This is a genomic window from Pseudomonas baltica, assembly GCF_014235765.1.
GTDB classification, from domain to species: Bacteria; Pseudomonadota; Gammaproteobacteria; order Pseudomonadales; family Pseudomonadaceae; genus Aquipseudomonas; species Aquipseudomonas baltica.
On sequence record NZ_JACMYH010000001.1, the window covers coordinates 24,442 to 41,896 of the forward strand.

Below are 17,455 nucleotides of genomic sequence, written 5' to 3' on the forward strand. Positions count from 1 at the left end.
CCTGAAACCGAATTTAAGGAAATACTGATAATGGCTATCGAGATCAAAGCCCCTACCTTCCCGGAATCGGTCGCCGACGGCACCGTTGCCACCTGGCACAAGCAGCCGGGCGACGCGGTCAAGCGCGATGACCTGATCGTGGACATCGAGACCGACAAGGTCGTCCTGGAAGTGCTGGCCACCGCCGACGGCGTGCTGGGCGCGATCGTCAAGAACGAAGGCGACACCGTTCTGTCGGACGAAGTCCTGGGCTCCATCGAGGCGGGCGGCGTCGCTGCTGCACCTGCTGCCGCACCTCAGGCCGCTGCTGCGCCTCAGGCTGCCGCACCACAGGCGGCTTCGGCGCCTGCCGCTGGCGACGATGACGCCATTGGCGGCCCGGCTGCACGCAAGCTGGCCGAAGAAAACGGCATCAACCTGAACAGCGTCAAGGGCACCGGCAAAGACGGTCGCGTCACCAAGGAAGACCTGGTCGCCGCCATCGAAGCCAAGAAGTCTGCACCGGCCGCCAAGCCAGCCGTGCCAGCCGCTGCCGCTGCCATCGTGCAGAGCGTCGGCGACCGTACCGAAAAGCGTGTGCCGATGACCCGTCTGCGCGCCAAGGTTGCCGAGCGTCTGGTGGAAGCCCAGTCGAACATGGCCATGCTGACCACGTTCAACGAAGTCGACATGACCGAAGTCATGGCCTTGCGCTCCAAGTACAAGGACCTCTTCGAGAAGTCGCACAATGGCGTGCGCCTGGGCTTCATGTCGTTCTTCGTCAAGGCAGCTACCGAGGCGCTGAAGCGCTTCCCGGCCGTCAACGCCTCGATCGACGGCTCGGACATCGTCTATCACGGCTATGCCGACGTTGGTGTGGCGGTTTCCAGTGATCGCGGTCTGGTGGTTCCCGTCCTGCGCAATGCCGAGGCCATGAGCCTGGCCGAGATCGAAGGCGGCATCGCCACCTTCGGCAAGAAGGCGCGCGACGGAAAGCTGTCGATGGACGAAATGACCGGGGGTACCTTTACCATCACCAACGGTGGTACCTTCGGTTCGATGATGTCGACCCCGATCGTCAACCCGCCGCAGGCGGCTATCCTGGGCATGCACAACATTCTGCAGCGCCCGATGGCGATCAACGGCCAGGTGGTCATCCGCCCGATGATGTACCTGGCGCTGTCGTATGACCATCGCCTGATCGATGGCAAGGAAGCCGTGACGTTCCTGGTGACCATCAAGAACCTGCTGGAAGATCCAGCGCGTCTGTTGCTGGATATCTGATAAGGCAGCCACAGGTCCCGGGATCCGCCATCGAGCCCACGCAGCTTGATCCGGAACTCGGCATCTGGGCTTCAAGCATGCCGCTAATAGGAATCGTTTTATGACTCAGAAATTCGACGTGGTAGTGATTGGCGCAGGCCCCGGTGGCTACGTCGCTGCCATCAAGGCCGCACAACTGGGCCTCAAGACTGCCTGTATCGAGAAGTATCAAGACGGCGAGGGCAAGCTGGCCCTCGGCGGTACCTGCCTGAACGTGGGTTGCATTCCCTCCAAGGCACTGCTGGACAGCTCGTGGAAATTCCACGAAGCACAGGATGGCTTTGCCATCCACGGCATCAACCACGCTGGCGTGACCATTGACGTACCGGCGATGATTGGTCGCAAGTCCAACATCGTCAAGAACCTGACCGGCGGCGTCGCCGGCCTGTTCAAGTCCAACGGCGTAACCGTGCTGCAAGGCCACGGCAAATTGCTGGCCGGCAAGAAAGTCGAAGTCACCGGCCCCAACGGTGTTGAAATCGTGGAGGCCGACAACGTCATCCTGGCGTCCGGCTCGCGTCCTATCGACATCCCGCCGGCCCCTGTCGACCAGAAGACCATCGTCGACTCCACCGGCGCGCTGGAATTCCAGCAGGTGCCCAAGCGTCTTGGCGTCATCGGCGCCGGTGTGATCGGCCTCGAGCTGGGTTCGGTATGGTCGCGCCTGGGTTCGGAAGTCACCGTACTCGAAGCACTGGACACGTTCCTCATGGCTGCCGACACCGCGGTGTCCAAGGAAGCCCTGAAGACCTTCACCAAGCAAGGCCTGGACATCAAGCTCGGCGCTCGGGTGACTGGCTCCGAAGTGCAGGGCGAAGAAGTCCTGGTCAAGTACACCGATGCCAACGGCGAACAGACGATCACCTTCGACAAGCTGATCGTTGCCGTGGGCCGTCGCCCGGTCACCACCGACCTGCTGGCTTCGGACAGCGGCGTGGACATCGATGAGCGCGGCTTCATCTATGTCGATGACTACTGCACCACCAGCGTGCCTGGCGTCTATGCCATCGGCGACGTGGTGCGTGGCCTGATGCTGGCGCACAAGGCGTCCGAGGAAGGCATCATGGTCGTCGAGCGCATCAAGGGCCACAAGGCCGTGATGAACTACGACCTGATCCCGTCGGTCATCTACACCCACCCGGAAATCGCATGGGTCGGCAAGACCGAACAGACGCTGAAGGCCGAAGGCGTTGAAGTCAACGTCGGCAGCTTCCCGTTCGCGGCCAGTGGTCGTGCCATGGCGGCCAACGACACCGGCGGTTTCGTCAAGGTCATCGCCGATGCCAAGACCGACCGCGTACTGGGTGTGCATGTGATTGGCCCGAGCGCGGCAGAATTGGTTCAGCAGGGCGCCATCGCCATGGAATTCGGTACCAGTGCCGAAGACCTGGGCATGATGGTCTTCTCGCATCCGACCCTGTCGGAAGCCCTGCACGAAGCGGCCCTGGCAGTGAATGGCGGCGCCATCCACATCGCCAACCGCAAGAAGCGTTAAACAATAAGAAACCACGGTGGCCTGCCCGTCGCATGCCCTGTTCGCAGGGCCTGCCGCGGAATGTCCGCCGGACTCACCTCGCCGGTCAACCGGCGAGTAGCAGTCACAGGTGGCGCGGCACTTCAATCATGAAGCGCAGCGCCGAAAAGCGCAGTACCTAACGAAGACGGTAATAAGCATGAATCTTCACGAGTATCAGGGTAAGCAGCTGTTCGCTGAATACGGCCTGCCAGTATCCAAAGGTTACGCGGTAGACACCCCCGAAGACGCCGCAGAAGCCTGCGACAAGATCGGCGGCAGCGAGTGGGTCGTCAAGGCCCAGGTCCACGCTGGTGGTCGCGGCAAGGCTGGTGGTGTGAAACTGGTTCGCAGCAAGGAAGACGCCAAGGCTTTCGCCCAGCAGTGGCTGGGCAAGCGTCTGGTGACCTACCAGACTGACGCCAACGGTCAGCCCGTCACCAAGATCCTGGTCGAGTCCTGCACCGATATCGCCAAAGAGCTGTATCTGGGTGCCGTAGTGGACCGTTCCAGCCGTCGCATCGTGTTCATGGCTTCCACCGAAGGTGGCGTGGACATCGAGAAGATCGCTCACGACACTCCCGAGAAGATCCTCAAGTCCACCATCGATCCGCTGGTCGGCGCACAGCCGTTCCAGGGCCGTGAGCTGGCATTCCAGCTGGGTCTGGAAGGCAAGCAGGTCGCTCAGTTCGCCAAGATCTTCGTTGGCCTGGCCAAGCTGTTCCAGGACCACGATCTGGCCCTGCTGGAAGTCAACCCGTTGGTCATCAAGGCCGATGGCGATCTGCATTGCCTCGATGCCAAGATCAATATCGACGCCAACGCCATGTACCGTCAGCCGAAGCTGAAGGGTTTCCACGACCCATCGCAGGATGACCCGCGTGAGGCGCACGCCGCCAAGTTCGAACTGAACTACGTGGCCCTGGAAGGCAACATTGGCTGCATGGTCAACGGTGCTGGCCTGGCCATGGGTACCATGGACATCGTCAACCTGCATGGCGGCAAGCCAGCCAACTTCCTCGACGTAGGCGGTGGTGCCACCAAGGAACGCGTAACCGAAGCGTTCAAGATCATCCTGTCCGACACCAATGTCGCGGCCGTACTGGTCAACATCTTCGGCGGCATCGTTCGTTGCGACATGATTGCCGAAGGCATCATTGGCGCGGTGAAGGAAGTCGGCGTGAAAATCCCGGTAGTTGTGCGCCTTGAAGGCAACAACGCTGAACTGGGCGCTAAAGTACTGGCGGAAAGCGGTCTGAACATCATCGCAGCCACCAGCCTGACCGACGCTGCTCAACAAGTTGTCAAAGCTGCGGAGGGCAAGTAATGAGCGTCCTGATCAATAAAGACACCAAGGTCATCTGCCAGGGCTTCACCGGCTCGCAGGGTACTTTCCACTCCGAACAGGCCATCGCCTACGGCACCAAGATGGTCGGCGGCGTGACCCCAGGCAAGGGTGGTACCACTCACCTGAACCTGCCGGTATTCAACACCGTTCAGGAAGCTGTCGAGAAAACCGGCGCCACCGCTTCGGTCATCTACGTACCCGCTCCGTTCTGCAAGGATTCCATCCTTGAAGCAGCGTTCGGCGGCATCAAGCTGATCGTCTGCATCACCGAAGGCATCCCGACCATCGACATGCTGGAAGCCAAGGTCAAGTGCGACGAGCTGGGTGTCGTCCTGATCGGCCCTAACTGCCCAGGCGTCATCACTCCGGGCGAGTGCAAGATCGGCATCATGCCAGGCCACATCCATTTGCCAGGCAAGGTTGGCATCGTGTCGCGTTCCGGCACCTTGACCTACGAAGCCGTGAAGCAGACCACTGACGCCGGTTTCGGCCAGTCGACCTGCGTCGGCATCGGCGGTGACCCGATTCCAGGTTCGAACTTCATCGACATCCTGAAGTTGTTCCAGGAAGACCCACAGACCGAAGCGATCGTCATGATCGGCGAGATCGGTGGTTCTGCCGAAGAAGAGGCCGCAGCCTACATCAAGGCTCACGTGACCAAGCCGGTCGTTTCGTACATCGCTGGTGTGACTGCTCCTCCGGGCAAGCGCATGGGCCATGCCGGTGCAATCATCTCCGGCGGCAAGGGTACTGCAGACGAGAAGTTCGCTGCACTGCAGGACGCCGGTGTGAAAACCGTGCGTTCGCTGGCCGACATCGGCAAGGCCTTGGCCGAGCTGACGGGCTGGGCAGTCAAGTAAGCTTCGCTTACCTGTTTGCTGGGTTGTTTGCGTAGTCACAAAAGCCACCTTCGGGTGGCTTTTGTGTTTTTGCCGCAGGCCTAGGTTTGCCGTGCCAGCCACTGCTCGCGCGTTAATTCCCAGACCTCTTCCTGCATGCGGCCGCACACGAAGTCCTGGTCTCGCCGAAGAACCACCTGCATGCCCTCGCGCATGGAGATCCGCCGGGACGCCTCGTTTGCCACTGCCTTGGCGACTCTCAAGACGGGTCTGTCCAAGGTCTGGAACCAGAAACGGGTCACCACCTCGCATGCTTCGCCAACCAGCCCCTGGTTTTGCCAGGGCTTGGCAATCCAGAAACTGCGGTTGTCGTCGCATTCGTCCATCAGGCTGATCACGCCAATAATGGTTTCGGGCGCGTCATGCAGCCGGAGTGTCCAATGCCATTCTTCGGCGTCGGCCATGGCAGGCAACGCATCCTCCCGGATGTAGCGCAGCCCCTCGCCGGCGGGGTAGGGCCACGGCATGTTGGCAGTGATGTAGCGAACCATGTCCCAGTCTGCGATCAGCTGCTGGTAGCGCGGCGCGTCGGCCAGGGTGAGCGGGAGCAGCAGCAGCCTGCGGGTACTGAGCGTAGGTATGAATGGGTCCGTACAGTCGGTCATCGTATGACACTCATGAAAGCGGAGGACTTTACTGGACTCACCAAGTCCCGCATGTAAGAAGTATCATTAAACGATGTAGGGGCTTTCCTTAATTGATATGACCATTTATATCGATTGAGGCAATCAACCACATTGATCTGGTTGCGGGTAGCCACTCTCATGTAATATGTCGACCCGCCATAATGTCGCAGCCCATGAACGAAAGTTCAGGTTGTGGATTCTGGCCGGCTGCCAGCAGTGACCTTGTGCTGCAAGGCATGCCAAGGTCGATGTCACTGAAGTCGCTGAAGACAATATTCAACAAGAAAGTCAGCACGCTAAGGACATGAATGTGAGGCCGATGCAACGAATTTGGCCTTCTATGCCATTTACACGGTTTGCCGACGACTCGTTTCGCGGCCCGCTCTGGGCAGCTTGAAACGTCAGCGTGGTCGGATCGAGCCAATGGCGTTCAATCCTAGGAATTTCTGTATGTTGAAGAAAGCGAACACAGCGCTGCTGGGTCTGGCTCTGTCCATCGGGATGGTGTCGGCACAAGCGGCCGAAGCGAAGAAAGTCGACGTCCTGCTGATCGGCGGTGGTGTCATGAGCGCCACGCTGGGCGTGCTGCTCAACGAGCTCGAGCCAAGCTGGTCGATGGAAATGGTCGAGCGCCTGGACGCCGTTGCCGAAGAAAGCTCCAATGGCTGGAACAACGCCGGTACCGGTCACTCTGCCCTGGCCGAGCTGAACTACACCCCGGAAGACAAGGACGGCAAGGTCCAGATCGCCAAGGCGATCGAGATCAACGAAGCCTTCCAGATTTCCCGTCAGTTCTGGGCGCACCAGGTCACTGCCGGTGTTCTGAAGAACCCACGCACGTTCATCAACTCCACGCCGCACATGAGCTTCGTGTGGGGCGACAACAACATCGAGTTCCTCAAGAAGCGCTACGAGGCGCTGAAGGCCAGCCCGCTGTTCGCCGGCATGCAGTTCTCCCAGGATCACGAGCAGATCAAGAAGTGGGTGCCGTTGATGATGGAGGGCCGCGACCCCAATCAGAAACTGGCCGTCACCTGGAGTCCGCTGGGTACCGACATGAACTTCGGCGAGATCACTCGCCAGTACGTCGGCCACCTGAAGGGTCAGAACGGCTTCGATCTGAAGCTGTCCAGCGAAGTGCAAGACATCAAGCGCAACGCCGACGGTTCGTGGCGCGTGACCTACAAGAACCTGAAAGACGGTACCAAGACCGAAACCGACGCCAAGTTCGTGTTCATCGGTGCTGGTGGTGCCGCGCTGCATCTGCTGCAGGATTCGGGCATTCCCGAGGCCAAGGAATACGGCGGTTTCCCGGTAGGTGGCTCGTTCCTGGTGACCGAGAACCCGACCGTGGCCATGCAGCATATGGCCAAGGCCTACGGTATCGCGTCGACTGGCGCGCCGCCCATGTCCGTTCCACACCTGGACACCCGCGTGCTGGACGGCAAGCGCGTGGTCTTGTTTGGCCCATTCGCGACCTTCTCGACCAAGTTCCTGAAGAACGGTTCGTACCTGGACCTGCTGACCAGCACCAACCTGCATAACGTATGGCCGATGACCAAGGTCGGTATCGAACAGTACCCACTGATCGAATACCTGGCAGGTCAGGTCATGCTGTCCGACAACGATCGCTACCAGGCACTGAAGCAGTACTTCCCCAACGCCAAGAAAGAAGACTGGCGTCTGTGGCAGGCCGGCCAGCGCGTGCAGATCATCAAGCGCGACGAAGAGAAGGGCGGCGTGCTGAAACTGGGTACCGAAATCGTGGTGTCCAAGGACAACAGCATTGCCGGTTTGCTGGGCGCTTCGCCGGGCGCATCGACTGCAGCACCGATCATGATCAACGTGCTGGAAAAAGCGTTCAAGGACAAAGTTGCCACGCCTGAATGGCAAGCCAAGCTGCGTCAGATCGTGCCGAGCTACGGGACTGCACTGAACAACTCGCCAGAGGCTGTGCAGAAAGAGTGGAACTACACCGCCAAGATCCTGCAACTGGCTGTTGCACCGCCGGTGATCGACCAGGCCGCCGCTGCTGCCAACCCGATCGAAGGTCAAGCTGCACCGAAGGCTGAAAGCAATCCAGCGGCCGACATGGCCCTGTAATCCCCAAGCCCTCGGTTTTGGGGGCGGAAGGATTAGCTGTACCGTTTCCGCTGAGTCTTGCACCGATGCGACACACAGGTGCGCTCAGCGGACACTTCGCACTGCAACAGTGCGATGAGCGCGCATTTTCGCTACTCTACGCGCCGTTTTGCCCGGCTTGCCCACAAGGCTAAGGTCCGTGCACCAGGTCTGGCCTCATCCGGTCGACCGTGTTTCCCTCATCCATGGGGAAAACCTCTCTCAATTCCAATCTATTGACGTGGTTTCCTTCCAATGAAAGTGCTTAAAGGCCAGGATATTCTGGCGCTTGGATTCATGACATTCGCCTTGTTCGTAGGCGCAGGCAACATCATCTTCCCGCCCTTCGTCGGTCTGCAGGCTGGCCCGAACGTCTGGATGGCCGCGCTGGGCTTCCTGGTGACCGCAGTGGGTCTGCCGGTGATAACCGTGGTCGCGCTGGCCAGGGTCGGCGGCTCGATGGACGCGTTGAGCAGCCCGATCGGCAAAGTGGCGGGCGGGTTGCTTGCAGCGGTGTGCTATCTGGCCGTAGGGCCGCTGTTCGCCACGCCGCGCACGGCCACGGTATCGTTCGCCGTGGGTCTGGCGCCGCTGACCGGTGAGACACCCCTGGCACTGTTCCTCTACAGCGCGGTGTACTTCCTGCTGGTGTTTTTCGTTTCGCTTTATCCGGGGCGCCTGCTCGATACCGTCGGACGCTTTCTGGCGCCGCTGAAAATCATCGCTTTGGCGGTGCTGGGTATTGCCGCGTTCGCCCTGCCGGTAGGCCCCAGCGGTGACGCGGTACCCGAGTACGTTGCAGCACCGTTTTCCCTGGGCTTCATCAACGGCTACCTGACCATGGATACGCTGGGCGCTTTGGTGTTCGGCATCGTCATCGTCAATGCCATCCGCTCCAGAGGTGTCGAGTCACCCCAGCTGATCACGCGCTATGCGATCATTGCGGGTCTGATTGCCGGGGTAGGGCTAGCGCTGGTGTATATCAGTCTGTTCCGCCTCGGGTCGGGCAGCCACGCCGTGGCTGCAGGCGCCACCAATGGCGCAGCGGTGTTGCATGCCTACGTGCAGCACACCTTCGGGGCCCTTGGCAGTGGTTTCCTGGCCGTACTGATCTCACTGGCCTGCCTGGTGACTGCAGTGGGTTTGACCTGCGCCTGTGCCGAGTACTTCAGCCGAGTGCTGCCGCTGTCCTATAAGACGCTGGTGCTGTTGCTCGCACTGTTCTCGCTGCTGGTCTCGAATCTGGGCCTGACCAAGCTGATCGCGTTTTCGATTCCAGTGCTGACAGCCATCTACCCTCCCTGCATCGTGCTGGTGGCGTTGAGCTTCTGCGCAGGGCTGTGGCATTCGCAGTCGCGCATTCTCGGGCCGGTGATGTTCGTCTCGTTGCTGTTCGGCCTGATCGATGCGATCAAGGGGGCAGGGTTCTCGCAGTGGCTGCCAACATCCCTGCTCGATCTTCCCCTGAGCGAGCAAGGCCTGGCCTGGCTGGTGCCTTCGGTGGCAACCCTGCTGGTGGCGGTGTTGATCGATCGCCTGATGGGCGCAAGGGTTCAAGCAGCGGCTTGAGCTGTGCTCCACCCACAAAAAAGCCAGCTCTAGAGCTGGCTTTTTTTTGCAGCGGTGTTCATGACGCTTCGGCTGCGGCCTCGACGTCATGGGCGATCAAGGACACCAGTGCGTTTTGCTGTCGGTGAGACAACTGGCGGAAACGCTGCAAAAGCTCGCGCTCGTGCAGAGACAGCTCCGGACTATCCATCTTCATGCTCAACTCTTCGCCCAAGGCACCTTCCTGGATCAGGCTCTGTTCCAGGCGTGCGATGATCTCGGAGTTCATGCTTCGGTGATGGTTACGAGCCACCTCAGCGATCTGCTCACGCATCCCGTCGGGAAGACGTACTACAAATTTGTCAGCCGTGCGGCTGGAGTAAACAGCCTGTTTGAGTGGGCGCATAGTGTTGACCGATAAGTTCAGGGGGAGCGGTTCTCGAAGTAGGCCGCAGGATGTCGGTTAGGACACGCCGATCGGCAAATTGTTCCAGCCTGCCGATGCCGCGCTATGATGCCTTAGTTGCGACATAACCTTGACGCCAAATCTGTGACAAATAATGATCCGAATCGTGGCACTTGGCCAGTCCCCAGCGGCAGGTATTTTACAAGGCCGGTGGAAATTTGCGATCACGCCGTTCGAAAAAAGTCGAAGATTCGTTCGAGAGGTGCTCTGACCCGTCTTGTGCACACCGCGCACAGCACGTGCGAGCTACCCTTGGGCTAGCATAGTGACATTTGGGCCATTTGCTAGTATTGATTTTCGCTAAGCGGCAATTGGTTTGAAATCAATGCAGGTATGGATCGAATTTGATCCTGCGGCCTTTGACCATTGCCAGCAAAAATGCCACAGCGCTGATGCTGCCCAGCACTTGCAGCATTGTCCCCAAAGCGACGGCGTTCTGCTCGAGGGTAAGTGCGCCGATCCAGCACACGGCAGCCACAAACATGAACGCCAAGGCGTATCTCGACATCGACAACTCCTTAAAATATGTAGCGTTCAGACCGTTGCGTCGTCGCGGTCTCGTTGACACCCTGTGCAGCCATGACAGGTCGTTCAGGGCCCGAAGCCGCGACGCGGGCAACGGGCGCAGGGATTAGTCGAGCAGCGTCGATGTGGACAAGTGCAGGGTCGTCGGCTTGAGTGTGGAACTGAAAGCCAATGAAGGTGACCAATGCCATAACATTGAGCATGACGAGGACGCTGTTCATTGGGACGCTCCATGGCTGGTGGTGGCAAATCAGTGTTCAGCCAGGAACATAGCAGGGCGCGTGCCAACTTTTTATTTAGCGAAATTTCTAGGTAATTCAGAGGCATACCAAGGAAGGCAGGCACATTGATATTGCATTCTGCATACCTGGGTCTCTGCAGGCATTGCAAAATGCATGACTGTCGCGTTCATCCTTGATCGGCATTTGCCACGGATAAAGCTGTCCACGTTGCATGACAAACCGCGCGTGGCTGGGTAACATGCACGCCGTTCGTCGTGCCGCCTGGCACGACGCCGTGTGTCTCAGTAGCTCAATTGGATAGAGCATCCCCCTCCTAAGGGGAAGGTTGCAGGTTCGAACCCCGCCTGGGACACCATTCTTGCGCGTCAACTGATTTAGCTGCGCAAGTTCCTTGAACATGCACTGCGAGGAGGCGAGTGTTCCCGCCTCAGCGACAGGGAGCCCAGACTTCACGTACTGAGCAGTCCGTTAGACGATGTTCTGATGAGGCCCGCCCGTCCGATGCAATCGCGTGAGCCCGCATCAACTTATCCAATGATCCTTCTGCAGTGAGTGTTCTGGGTTTCAGCCGTGGGCATCCGCCAGCCCTTTCTCGATGAAACGCACCGAACTCTCCATGGCCTGCTGACCCTCTGGCAAGATCGCGGCGTAAAAGTGCCAGGCGTGAAACATCGCAGGCCATACTTCCAGGTTGACGCGAACACGGTTATCGGCAAGGTGAGTTGCAAGACGCATGGCGTCAGTCAACATCAACTCGTTTTCGCCTATCTGCACCAGAATCGGCGGAAGGCCTGTGACGTCCGCGAAGACCGGAGAGGCCAGAGGATGATTGGCCAGCGTGTCGCCCAGAAACGCTCTGGCGAGAATATCCAGCACGGGCTTGGAGTTCAGCGGATCCAGTCCTTCACGATTACTCATGGCCGCGCCGGTATGTTCAAGGTTTGCCCACGGCGAAATCGAGGAGCCAACGGCAGGCAATGGCAAGCCTTTGGATTTTGCCGCCACCATTACGCTGACAACCATCGCGCCGCCCGCTGACTCGCCGGAAAAGGCAATCTTGCTGGCCGGAATGTTCTGCTCGAGCAACCACTCGTAGGCGCGCAATGTGTCGTCGATGGGCGCTGGAAATGTATGCTCAGGGGCAAGGCGGTAGTCCGGCATGTATACACGAGCGCCCAGCATTTTCGCGTAATTGCCGCCGATCCCGTGGTAACCGTCTGGACGGCCAACGATGTAAGCCCCGCCGTGAATGTACATCACTACCGCGTCGGTTTTGATCTCCTGCGGAGTCACCAGGATGCCAGGCACTCCACCCATGTCGACTGCCTCGAACCTGACGCCATCGGGCGCTGGATTATGTCCGAGCATTTTTGCGTAGGCGTCGCGGATGTCGCTTAGCTTTGTGGTCGTATCGATTCCCTTGAGAACGGGTACCAGATCGCTAAGGCTGTTGGCCCATGTTTGGACGGCTGCTTGGACTTCTATATTCATAATGACCTCAATTGATCTTTGGGTGTGGATAAGCTAATCGAGATACTATGCTTGGTATTGGGGAATAGGGTTCCCCATTAAAGGCGCCAGCCCGCCCTGGCGGTGAGGACAGAGAGGCCATATGGAACTCCACAACCTAAACGATATCGCCGCTTTTGTAGGCTCGGTCAACGCTGGAAGCTTCACTGCGGCGGCCAAGCAACTTGGCCTCACTCGTTCAGCGGTAGGCAAATCGATAGTCAGGCTCGAGGCGCGTCTGCAGGTACGTCTACTCAATCGCACCACGCGCAGTTTGAGCATGACGGATGACGGCCAGGTTCTTTATGAGCGTTGTGTGGGTGTTTTGCAGGACCTGGACGAGGTAGAGGATGCCCTTGCGTTTCGCCGTTCGACACCCAGTGGACGGCTGCGGATGAGCTTGCCTGTCGCGCTAGGCAGGCTTCATATCCTTGAGCACGTTGAGCGCTGTCTCGAAGAATGGCCTGCGCTGAGCGTCGACATCAGCTTTTCCGACAGGCTGGTCGATCTGATCGATGAGGGGTTTGATTTGGCCATGCGCATCGGTCCGCCCAAGGAAGACTCTGGTTTACTGACGCGCACGGTGGCCTACCAACAAATGATCACCTGCGCCTCACCCCAGTATCTGGCTGACCATGCAGAGCCTGAAACGCCTGAGGATTTATCCGAGCACCAGTGCCTGCATTTCGTGAGTGGTGGAAGATTGCTTCCCTGGAATTTTCGAGTGAATGGGCGCTGTGTATCGTTCACTTGTAGTGGAAGGCTGCAAATGGACAGCGCTGAGTCGTTGCACCGGTCTGTTGTCGCGGGGCTGGGCATCGCTACGCTGCCGTCTTACGTGATAAATGAGGATTTGAGAAACGGCAAGCTCGTTCAATTGCTCGCCGTATATGCAGAGGCCGCAGAGCCCATTCGGGTTATTTACCCCAGCAAGCGACACCTCTCTCCAAAGATTCGACTCTTCATCGATGAGCTTGTAGAGGCTTGGTCACCCTGCCCACCTTGGGAACAACGCGCTGGCGCTGCCCGACCTTGAGTACACAGCCCTTCCGTGGTTCGGCCTGCTTTTCAGGGGTTGGAGGCTCTGCGAGAGGTACCCGGCGGCGCCTAGGTTTGCCGCTGCCCTTCAGCGATATCGGACTCGGGCAGGGTCGGGATCGATGCAGGGGCCTATCCCCCTCGGTAAGGAGCTGCGGCAGGGGTTCATGGGTAGCTTTACTTGAGCCCCCGGCGACTCTGTCGCCTCAGGTCGCGCCGCCCAATGTTTGCTTAAGATCAGGGTAGTTGGCGAAAGGAATCGGAAGAATGACCACGTCCACTTCCAAGACCGCTTGTTCCTTGGTCACTGCGTGTACGCCTATCTCATGGGTGAGCGCCTGGATGTTGTCGGCGCGTTTGGAATTGGCCAGTTTGACGGTATGACCCACCGCTGCAAGTTTGCGCGCCAAGGTCGCGCAAATATTGCCGGCGCCGATTATTCCGATGTTCAATTTGTTACTCTCCTGATTGTGTTGAGGGGGGGTTAAAATCCTCAGTCATTTGCTCCATGGCCAAGGGTGTCGAGCATGTGATGAAGCGCGTCCATGCCGCACTCATCGAGGTGGCAGGCTGACTTGATCTGGCGAGTGAAGGCTCGGACGGCCGCTTCCAGGTTTCGTCTGTCGAGTCAGATCGACGACCACACGTCGCTCGTAAACGGCAGGTGATTGCTGTCAACCGGTGCTTTGAAACCCGCGCCAACGCCGGCTCGGCAATGGGTCATTTCTGCGCCAGCAGCGTTTTCCTGGCAGCCTTTTCGTCTTTCATGGCGGCTAGCTCACGCTGACACACCTCGACATCGAACGAGTTGTCCCACTTGGCGATCGCGATGGTGCCGATGCCATTGCCGATCAGGTTGGTGACAGCCCGGGCCTCGTTGAGGAACCGGTCGATGCCCAGCAGCAGGACCAGGCCAACCAGAGGAATGGAATGGATAGTGGTGAGCGTTGCGGCCAGCGTCACGAACCCGGCCCCTGCCACGCCTGCCGAGCCTTTGGACGTCAGCAGGAATACCGCCAGCAGAATCATCTGGTCCGCGAACGTCAGTGGCGTATTGGTTGCCTGGGCAATGAAAATCGCGGCCATGGTCAGGTAGATGCAGGTACCGTCCGCATTGAAGGTATATCCGGTCGGCAGAACCATCCCCACGACCGATTTCTTGCAGCCCAGTTTTTCCAGCTTGACCATCATGCGGGGCAACACGGCCTCGGTCGAACAGGTGCCCAGGGTGATGAGGATTTCATCCTTGAAGTAGCGCAGGAACTGCATCAACGGCATGCCTGACCACCTGGCGACCGTGCCCAGTATCACGACGATGAATATCAACGTGGTGATGTAGAGCGCCACCAGCAATTGCCCGAGTGAGAGCAACGTGCCAATCCCGTACTTGCCGATGGTGAACGCCATGCCGGCACCGGCGCCGAGCGGGGCCAGGCGCATGACCATGGCGACGATCTTGAACAGGCCTTGCAGGAACAGATCGATGGTATTGATCAGAGGCTTGCTGGTTTCGCCCAGCTGAACCAGGGCAATGCCCATCAACACCGAGAGCAGTATCACCTGAAGCATCACGCCGTTGGAAAAGGCGCCGATGAACGTGTGCGGGATGATGTTGAGAAAGAATTCGACGGTGCCGCCTTGCTCGCTGGCGGCCTGGCTGTATTTATTGATGGCGCTGGCATCCAGGGCGCTGACATTGATGTTCATGCCGACACCGGGCTTGACGATGTTGACCACGATCAACCCGACGACCAGCGCAATCGTCGACAGAATCTCGAAGTAGATCAGGGCTTTCACACCAATGCGCCCGACTTCCTTGATGCTGCCCATCTTGGCGATACCGACCACCACCGTGCCGAAGATGATCGGTGCCAGCAGCATTTTGATCAGTTTGATGAAGCCATCGGCAAACGGCTGCAGCTTGGCGCCGATGTTGGGTGCGAAGTAACCGATGGCGGCACCGATGACGATACCTATCAACACTTGCACGTACAGCTGGCCATACCAGCGGGTTCTGGAGATTTCCACGAGAGCACCTCATTTTATTGTTGTGATGGGCGTGTGGCGTGACTTCAGTGCCTGACGCCAGCGTTTGCGGCCTGTTTGGCACAGGCCGCAGAGGGAAGCGATCAGCCTTCGCCGAGCTCGCGCATGACGGCGTAGAGGGCCGACTTGGATTCGAAACCGACACCGGGAATGTCCGGCAGGCCGACATAGCCGTTTTCGACCTGGATACCGTCAGCGAAGCCACCGAACGGCTGGAACACATCCGGGTAGGATTCGTTGCCACCCAGGTGTAGGCCCGCGGCGATGTTCAACGACATTTGATGACCGCCGTGGGGGACCACGCGGCGCGACGACCAGCCCATGTCTTCCATTACTTTTAGAGTGCGCATGTACTCGACCAAGCCGTAGGACAGTGCGCAGTCGAACTGCAGAAAATCACGGTCGGGGCGCATGCCACCGTGGCGCAGCAGGTTGCGAGCGTCCTGGTGGGAGAACAGGTTTTCGCCGGTGGCCATGGGCAATTCGTAGTGATTGGCGAGCTCGGCCTGCAGGGCATAGTCCAGCGGATCGCCGACTTCCTCGTACCAGAAGAGGTTGTACTTCTTGATGGCTTCCGCGTAGGCGATACCGGTCTGCAGGTCGAAGCGACCATTGGCATCGACCGCCAGGCGCCGGCCATCACCGACCACTTCGAGCACTGCTTCGATACGCCGGATGTCTTCATCCAGCGGCACCGCACCGATCTTCATCTTGACCACGTCGTAGCCACGGTCCAGATAGCTCTGCATTTCGGCCTTGAGCTTGGTCTGGTCCTTGCCGGGGTAGTAGTAGCCACCGGCGGCATAGACCCAGACCTTGTCGTCCGCCACGCCGTTGCGATAGCGGTCGGCCAGCAGGCGATACAGCGGCTTGCCTTCGATCTTGGCGACCGCATCCCACACCGCCATGTCGATGGTACCGACCGCCACCGAGCGCTCGCCGTGGCCTCCAGGCTTTTCGTTAGTCATCAGGGCTTTCCAGATGGCGAACGGGTCGAGGTTGTCGTTTTCATGATCGACAAGTGTATCGGGGTCGGCTTCGGTGATACGGGCAAGGAAGCGGTCGCGCATCAGCGCACCCTGGCCGTAGCGACCGTTGGAGTTGAAGCCGTAGCCGATGACCGGTTTGCCATCGCGGATCACGTCGGTGATCACCGCCACGACCGAGCAGGTCATTTTGGAAAAGTCGATGTAGGCGTTGGCAATGGGGGAGGCGATAGAAACGGTCTTCTCACGAATGTCGACGATGCGCATGGAGGGTTCCTCTTATGGGTTGTGGCCCCACGTTAGGCTTTGCGAAGTCACCCGCCCAATGCTATTAATGCCCAACCCTATGCACAGAAGGCATGGCCCTTGGAACTCGTCTGGCTCGAAGACCTTTCGGCGCTTGCCGAATACGGCAGCTTCGTGCGCGCCGCCGAAGCTCGCCACATTACCCAGCCGGCCTTCAGCCGCAGGGTCCGCTCGCTTGAAAACTGGATGGGCGTGGAATTGTTCATCCGCACGCCCCATGGCGCGACCCTGACAGAGGCGGGGAGGCAGATTCTGCCCGGTGCACAGGAGGCGGCGCGCCACCTGTATCGGCTGCGCAACGAGGCGCAGGAAGTGGCCGGCGTGTCGGCACGCTCACTGAAGTTCGCCGCGACTCACTCGTTGTCGTTCACGTTTTTCCCCAGGTGGCTGCGCAGCTCGGAAGCCGGTGCGCCTATCGAAGCGGTCCAGCTTCACTCCGACAGCATGGCTGTCTGCGAGCAGATGCTGATACACGGCCAGGTCCAGTTTCTGCTGTGCCATCGTCATCCCGATGTTCCGCCGCTGCTGGCGCCCGATCAGTTCATCAGCAAGAAGGTCGCAGAGGACGTTCTGGTACCGCTCGCCAGTGCCTCCTCACACTTCGATACCTCGCCCGCTGCGCTGCCTTACCTGGCCTATACCCATGAGTCGGGGCTGGGGCGGATCGTCGCCCACAGGTTGCGCGGCAAAGAGGATTATCTGCACTTGCAGCCGCTGTTCAGCAGCCACCTGGCGGCGGTGCTCATGTCCATGGCCCTTGAAAGCAAAGGCGTGGCCTGGTTGCCCAAGAGCCTGACCGAGCAGGAGCTTCACGAGGGGCGCTTGGTGAGGGCGCTCGATGAGAGTTGGGACATACCGCTGGAGGTGCACCTGACCCGGCCGAAAGCAAACCTGGGTCAGTCCGCCGAAGCGTTCTGGGCGAGAGCGGGTATGGATCCGCCATCTGTCACCTGACGCATCGGTTGTGCGATACGCCGAGT

General features: G+C 59.3%; 15 protein-coding genes, 1 tRNA gene and 1 pseudogene. 9 read left to right on the forward strand and 8 right to left on the reverse strand.

Annotation, left to right across the window (positions count from 1 at the left end):
- Positions 1 to 30 precede the first annotated feature (30 nt).
- From odhB to sucD, 4 genes are all read left to right on the forward strand, one after another.
- Positions 31 to 1,263, forward strand: coding sequence for a 2-oxoglutarate dehydrogenase complex dihydrolipoyllysine-residue succinyltransferase (odhB, locus tag H7993_RS00125; protein WP_122477302.1), 1,233 nt, complete (start codon positions 31 to 33; stop codon positions 1,261 to 1,263).
- Between the two features lie 100 nt (positions 1,264 to 1,363).
- Positions 1,364 to 2,797, forward strand: coding sequence for a dihydrolipoyl dehydrogenase (gene lpdA, locus H7993_RS00130; protein ID WP_122715781.1), 1,434 nt, complete (start codon positions 1,364 to 1,366; stop codon positions 2,795 to 2,797).
- A gap of 178 nt (positions 2,798 to 2,975) precedes the next feature.
- Entirely contained in the window at positions 2,976 to 4,142 is a 1,167-nt protein-coding gene (gene sucC, locus H7993_RS00135) for an ADP-forming succinate--CoA ligase subunit beta (RefSeq protein WP_122477306.1), read from the forward strand.
- A complete protein-coding gene (gene sucD / locus H7993_RS00140; RefSeq protein WP_122477308.1) occupies positions 4,142 to 5,023 on the forward strand; it encodes a succinate--CoA ligase subunit alpha in 882 nt (293 codons plus the stop codon). The genes sucC and sucD overlap by 1 nt, the downstream gene beginning before the upstream one ends.
- Before the next feature lie 80 nt (positions 5,024 to 5,103).
- On the opposite strand, the gene H7993_RS00145 is transcribed toward sucD, so the two are convergent.
- Complete coding sequence (locus tag H7993_RS00145) at positions 5,104 to 5,667, reverse strand: GNAT family N-acetyltransferase (RefSeq protein WP_185793016.1); 564 nt, start codon at positions 5,665 to 5,667, stop codon at positions 5,104 to 5,106.
- A 471-nt stretch (positions 5,668 to 6,138) separates the two neighbouring features.
- On the opposite strand from H7993_RS00145, the gene mqo reads away from it, so the two are divergent.
- Complete coding sequence (gene mqo / locus H7993_RS00150; protein ID WP_185793017.1) at positions 6,139 to 7,791, forward strand: malate dehydrogenase (quinone); 1,653 nt, start codon at positions 6,139 to 6,141, stop codon at positions 7,789 to 7,791.
- Between the two features lie 273 nt (positions 7,792 to 8,064).
- Positions 8,065 to 9,378: a branched-chain amino acid transport system II carrier protein gene (gene brnQ, locus H7993_RS00155; RefSeq protein WP_185793018.1), complete on the forward strand. Its 1,314-nt coding sequence runs from the start codon at positions 8,065 to 8,067 to the stop codon at positions 9,376 to 9,378.
- A gap of 58 nt (positions 9,379 to 9,436) precedes the next feature.
- On the opposite strand, the gene H7993_RS00160 is transcribed toward brnQ, so the two are convergent.
- From H7993_RS00160 to H7993_RS00170, 3 genes are all read right to left on the reverse strand, one after another.
- Entirely contained in the window at positions 9,437 to 9,763 is a 327-nt protein-coding gene (locus H7993_RS00160) for an Arc family DNA-binding protein (protein ID WP_043190613.1), read from the reverse strand.
- A gap of 382 nt (positions 9,764 to 10,145) precedes the next feature.
- A complete protein-coding gene (locus H7993_RS00165) occupies positions 10,146 to 10,331 on the reverse strand; it encodes a PA3371 family protein (protein WP_185793019.1) in 186 nt (61 codons plus the stop codon).
- 10 nt (positions 10,332 to 10,341) lie between these two features.
- A complete protein-coding gene (locus tag H7993_RS00170; protein ID WP_185793020.1) occupies positions 10,342 to 10,569 on the reverse strand; it encodes a hypothetical protein in 228 nt (75 codons plus the stop codon).
- A gap of 299 nt (positions 10,570 to 10,868) precedes the next feature.
- Between H7993_RS00170 and H7993_RS00175 the strand changes: the two genes are divergently transcribed.
- A tRNA-Arg gene (locus tag H7993_RS00175) sits at positions 10,869 to 10,945 on the forward strand.
- Between the two features lie 209 nt (positions 10,946 to 11,154).
- Here the strand turns inward: H7993_RS00175 and H7993_RS00180 are convergent.
- Entirely contained in the window at positions 11,155 to 12,081 is a 927-nt protein-coding gene (locus H7993_RS00180; protein ID WP_185793021.1) for an alpha/beta hydrolase, read from the reverse strand.
- A 121-nt stretch (positions 12,082 to 12,202) separates the two neighbouring features.
- On the opposite strand from H7993_RS00180, the gene H7993_RS00185 reads away from it, so the two are divergent.
- Positions 12,203 to 13,135 (forward strand): LysR family transcriptional regulator, encoded by a 933-nt coding sequence (locus H7993_RS00185; RefSeq protein ID WP_185793022.1) that lies wholly within the window; start codon positions 12,203 to 12,205, stop codon positions 13,133 to 13,135.
- A 223-nt stretch (positions 13,136 to 13,358) separates the two neighbouring features.
- Here H7993_RS00185 and H7993_RS00190 read toward each other — a convergent pair.
- The 3 genes and pseudogenes from H7993_RS00190 to H7993_RS00200 all read right to left on the reverse strand — a co-directional run.
- A pseudogene (locus H7993_RS00190) lies at positions 13,359 to 13,628 on the reverse strand (NAD(P)-binding domain-containing protein); the annotation flags it as partial.
- A gap of 229 nt (positions 13,629 to 13,857) precedes the next feature.
- Positions 13,858 to 15,165 (reverse strand): C4-dicarboxylate transporter DctA, encoded by a 1,308-nt coding sequence (dctA, locus tag H7993_RS00195; RefSeq protein ID WP_122477318.1) that lies wholly within the window; start codon positions 15,163 to 15,165, stop codon positions 13,858 to 13,860.
- A 101-nt stretch (positions 15,166 to 15,266) separates the two neighbouring features.
- Positions 15,267 to 16,436 (reverse strand): mandelate racemase/muconate lactonizing enzyme family protein, encoded by a 1,170-nt coding sequence (locus tag H7993_RS00200; protein WP_185793023.1) that lies wholly within the window; start codon positions 16,434 to 16,436, stop codon positions 15,267 to 15,269.
- Positions 16,437 to 16,535: 99 nt separating this feature from the next.
- Between H7993_RS00200 and H7993_RS00205 the strand changes: the two genes are divergently transcribed.
- Positions 16,536 to 17,429, forward strand: a complete 894-nt coding sequence (locus tag H7993_RS00205) for a LysR family transcriptional regulator (protein ID WP_185793024.1) — start codon at positions 16,536 to 16,538, stop codon at positions 17,427 to 17,429.
- The last annotated feature ends 26 nt before the right edge of the window (positions 17,430 to 17,455 follow it).

Excerpts from the sequence above, each read along its gene's own strand:
- brnQ (WP_185793018.1), top strand. The coding sequence starts at position 8,065 with ATGAAAGTGCTTAAAGGCCAGGATATTCTGGCGCTTGGATTCATGACA.
- odhB (WP_122477302.1), top strand. The coding sequence starts at position 31 with ATGGCTATCGAGATCAAAGCCCCTACCTTCCCGGAATCGGTCGCCGAC.
- sucC (WP_122477306.1), top strand. The coding sequence starts at position 2,976 with ATGAATCTTCACGAGTATCAGGGTAAGCAGCTGTTCGCTGAATACGGC.
- H7993_RS00180 (WP_185793021.1), bottom strand. The coding sequence starts at position 12,081 with ATGAATATAGAAGTCCAAGCAGCCGTCCAAACATGGGCCAACAGCCTT.
- H7993_RS00200 (WP_185793023.1), bottom strand. The coding sequence starts at position 16,436 with ATGCGCATCGTCGACATTCGTGAGAAGACCGTTTCTATCGCCTCCCCC.
- H7993_RS00145 (WP_185793016.1), bottom strand. The coding sequence starts at position 5,667 with ATGACCGACTGTACGGACCCATTCATACCTACGCTCAGTACCCGCAGG.
- H7993_RS00160 (WP_043190613.1), bottom strand. The coding sequence starts at position 9,763 with ATGCGCCCACTCAAACAGGCTGTTTACTCCAGCCGCACGGCTGACAAA.
- H7993_RS00170 (WP_185793020.1), bottom strand. The coding sequence starts at position 10,569 with ATGAACAGCGTCCTCGTCATGCTCAATGTTATGGCATTGGTCACCTTC.
- mqo (WP_185793017.1), top strand. The coding sequence starts at position 6,139 with ATGTTGAAGAAAGCGAACACAGCGCTGCTGGGTCTGGCTCTGTCCATC.
- H7993_RS00185 (WP_185793022.1), top strand. The coding sequence starts at position 12,203 with ATGGAACTCCACAACCTAAACGATATCGCCGCTTTTGTAGGCTCGGTC.
- lpdA (WP_122715781.1), top strand. The coding sequence starts at position 1,364 with ATGACTCAGAAATTCGACGTGGTAGTGATTGGCGCAGGCCCCGGTGGC.
- H7993_RS00165 (WP_185793019.1), bottom strand. The coding sequence starts at position 10,331 with ATGTCGAGATACGCCTTGGCGTTCATGTTTGTGGCTGCCGTGTGCTGG.
- sucD (WP_122477308.1), top strand. The coding sequence starts at position 4,142 with ATGAGCGTCCTGATCAATAAAGACACCAAGGTCATCTGCCAGGGCTTC.